This window comes from Halanaerobium sp. (assembly GCF_003070835.1).
In genome coordinates, this window is sequence record NZ_QBLR01000328.1 from 1 (window position 1) to 3,672 (window position 3,672).

Genomic DNA, 3,672 nt, shown 5'->3' on the forward strand with positions numbered 1-3,672 from the left:
CTCTTCTAATGATTCATCACTAATTATTAAATAATCAATAGTATTATTTTCAAGATAGTTCATTAAACTTTCATAGTCTGCAGAACTAAGATGAATGTTGGCTTTATGATTATAAAAAGAAGCTTTGTCTTTTCCATTATTCAGACTGCCATCTTTTGAAAATAATTTTGTGAATAAAGAATTACTGGTGCCGCTGGTAAATAGTAATTCTTTATTTTCCCCAATCAATTCTAATAATATTTCTGCCAACTGTGCCTCTGAGTTATAATATAATTTGCTTTTATTTAAATTTTCATTTTTTGATTCTAAAAATCTAAAATAACTATTTTTTTCAGCGTAAGTTTGTTTAAAACTTCGTCCTTTAAATTCTGAATAAAACCGATCAAAAATTAAGTCCCAGGCATACTCTTCTAAAAATTCTTCTCCGTGCTCTGGGCCACTAAAATCAATAGTCTTTTGAGAAGATAAAGAGGGCTTAGAGGTTAAAATCCTCAGCCTTTGATCATCACTAGTGTTTTTTAGAGCAGCAGCAGGAGCAATATAACTCCCACTACCCTCTTTTTTATAAATTAAGTTTTCAGCTGCCAGCAGATCATAAGCTTTAACAACAGTCTCTGCATTTACACTGAGGCGGGAAGCAAGCTTTCTTATTGATGGCATCTTAGTATCTGGGGTGTATTTATCTGCCAGAATTTCTGCCCTAATTGCTTCATAGATCTGAGTATATAAATTTTCACTGCCATCTCTTTCTAGTTCAATATCAAACATTTAACTTCCCTCCAGTATAGTTTTAATTAAAAATCTTAATTCTATTTAAAATAATATCTTCTTCCACAAAATTAAACTAAGCTGTTTCGTTTTTTCTTTTGAAAAATTTTATTAATTCATGTCCAACTAAGAAAACAGCTCCAGCAGCTATAACTCTCAGCCAGTCAATTATGGTAACTCCAGCAAAGCCAAGAAAGCCATTGATTGGAGTATAAATAATCAATAAAACCATAGCAATTGAAATTAGAATTGAATAAAGCATCTTTTTATTGCTGAAGAAGTTCTTATTAAAAATACTTTCGTATTCATATCTACGGGACATAATATTAACCCACTGAGAAAAGGCAATTGTTAAAAACGAAATTGTTGTTGCCCTTGCATAAAGCTGGGTCCCTTCCCTGACTGCTGCTGCCTGATCATTAATAAATAAATAGAAGTTAGTAAAGGCAAGCCCACCCATTAAAAGAGCAAGAAACATTATTTCACTAAAACTGTTTTTATTAACAATATGCTCATCCTGTTCTCTCGGCGGTGATTTCATTAAATGTTCAGAAGCCGGATCAAAAGTCAGTGCTGTTAGGGGCAGAATTTCAGCTAAAAGGTCAATCGAAAGTATCTGAATAGCTAAAATTGGTATCGGTGTTCCAAGTAGTGCAGCTGCTAAAAGCCCTAAGAGCACTATTGTTAGTTCTGCTCCATTTGTTGTCAGAGAAGCAATTACTGTTTTCTTTAAATTATTATAAATTGTTCTTCCTTCTTTGATTGCGTATACTAAAGTTGGATAGCTGTCATCAAGCAAAATTAATTCTGAGGCCTCTTTTGAAACATCTGTCCCCATCTGGCCCATTGCTACACCAATATGAGCACTCTTTAAAGCAGGAGCATCATTGACTCCATCACCGGTAACAGCTACAATTTTTTGCTGTTCTTTTAAGTTTTTAACGATTCTCAATTTATCCTCTGGAGAAACACGAGAGAAAATTAAAGACTCATTTGCTTCCATAGTTTCACGCAGTTTTTTTTCGCTCATTGACTCTAGATCTTCACTAGTAAATACAGGTACATCCTCATCATTAACAGAAAGGCTAATTTCTTTACCAACTGCCTGGGCAGTAATTGCATGATCCCCAGTCATAATATAAGTATCTATATGAGCATCATGTGACTCCTGAATAGCCTCCTTTACCCCTTCTTTAGGAGGGTCAATCATTGCTACCAGACCTAAGAAGATAACATCCTTTTCAATTTCTTCTAAAACATAATCAGTCTCATTATCTTCCAGCTTACGGTAAGCTATTGCCAGAACCCGCATTGCATTTTTGGAATATTTTTCATTTAATTTATTTAATCTCTGCTTATCTTCCTCTGTAATTTCTACAACTTCTCCATCTTTAAGAATATGCTTTGAAATAGAAAGCACACTCCCCAAAGCACCCTTCATCTTAAGATAATTTCCGTCTTCAAATTCTCTAATTGAACTCATTCTTTTACGATCTGAGTCAAAGCTGAACTCGTGTAATTCCGGGTTGTCTTCATCTTCTGTTGGTGAGCGGGTACCAAGTTTGGTCGAAAGAGTAATTAAAGCTGCTTCAGTTGGATCACCAATAGCATACCAGCCAGGATGATCTTCATCTGGTTCATGAATCTCGGCATTAGAGGCCATTGTTGCAGCATCAAAAATAATTTCCATTTCTGCAATTTCAGCTTCTGTCAGCGGCTCACCATCATCTCCTAAAATTTTACCTTCCGGTTCATAACCAAGACCTGTTATTTCGTATTCTCTACCGTCGAAATATACTTTTTTAACTGTCATTTCATTTTTAGTCAGAGTTCCTGTTTTATCAGTACAGATTACATTTGTTGATCCTAATGTTTCAGCAGAAGAAAGTTTCTTAACCACTGCATTTTTTTCTGCCAGACGGTCAACCCCCTGTGATAAAGCGACTGTGACCTGCATTGGTAAGGCCTGAGGTACAACCGCAACTGCAATTCCCAAAGCATAAATCAAAGCAAAGTCAAGTCCATAACCCTGATAAATACTGACTCCAAATAAAGCCAGGGCTATTATAACTGCAAAAGTTGCAATTTTATTGGCTACCGACTGCAGCTCAGACTGCAGAGGAGATTTAGATTTATCCTCCTCTTGAGTCATCGAAGCAATTTTACCCATTTCAGTTTCCATTCCGGTTCTTACAACTACTCCCTTAGCTGATCCAGAGGCAACTGTTGTTCCTAAATAAGCCATATTATCTCTATCTGCAAGAGGTCTCTCTTCTTCAATATGATTTGACTGCTTCTCCTGCGGCATTGATTCACCGGTCAGCGAAACATCATTCGTCCTTAAGTTAAATGATTCAATTATCCTTAAATCAGCCGGAATTTTATCTCCTTCTTCCAGACTGACAATATCTCCAACAACAAGTTCTTCCTGAGCAATTTCTCCAATCTGGTCATCTCTAATCACTTTGGAAGGAGATTTGACCAATTTATTTAAAGAATCCATAATTTTTTCAGCTTTAAATTCCTGCCGGAAACCTATTACTGAGTTTATTACCGCAATGATAACCATAATAGTCCCATCACGGTAACTGCCAATTATAAAGGACATGACAGCTGCAACTAAAAGCAAAATCACCAGTACATCTTTAAATTGTTCAAAAAAGATCGCTACTAAAGATTTTTTTGCTTTTGCTTCCAGAACATTCTTCCCATTTTTTTTAAGTCTTTTTGCAGCTTCAGAAGAACTTAGACCTTTTTTCGAAGTCTCTAATTTTTCAAGAATTTCTGTTCCCTTTTGTCTATAAAATTCTTTTTCTGTCATATAAACACCCCATTTTGTATTATTTTAGTATTTAATAACAATAATAACATTTTTAAAATTAATTTAAAGTTACTGTTTTACAC

Annotated in this window: 2 protein-coding genes; both read right to left on the reverse strand. The window is 35.0% G+C overall.

Annotated features, from left to right (window positions below; genetic code table 11):
* Nucleotides 1-768, reverse strand: a 768-nt coding sequence (locus CI949_RS18400) for a GntR family transcriptional regulator (RefSeq protein ID WP_290769085.1), incomplete at its 3' end; no start/stop codon positions are given.
* Nucleotides 769-844: 76 nt separating this feature from the next.
* Nucleotides 845-3,589, reverse strand: coding sequence for a cation-transporting P-type ATPase (locus CI949_RS18405; RefSeq protein WP_290769087.1), 2,745 nt, complete (start codon nucleotides 3,587-3,589; stop codon nucleotides 845-847).
* Between the last annotated feature and the right edge of the window lie 83 nt (nucleotides 3,590-3,672).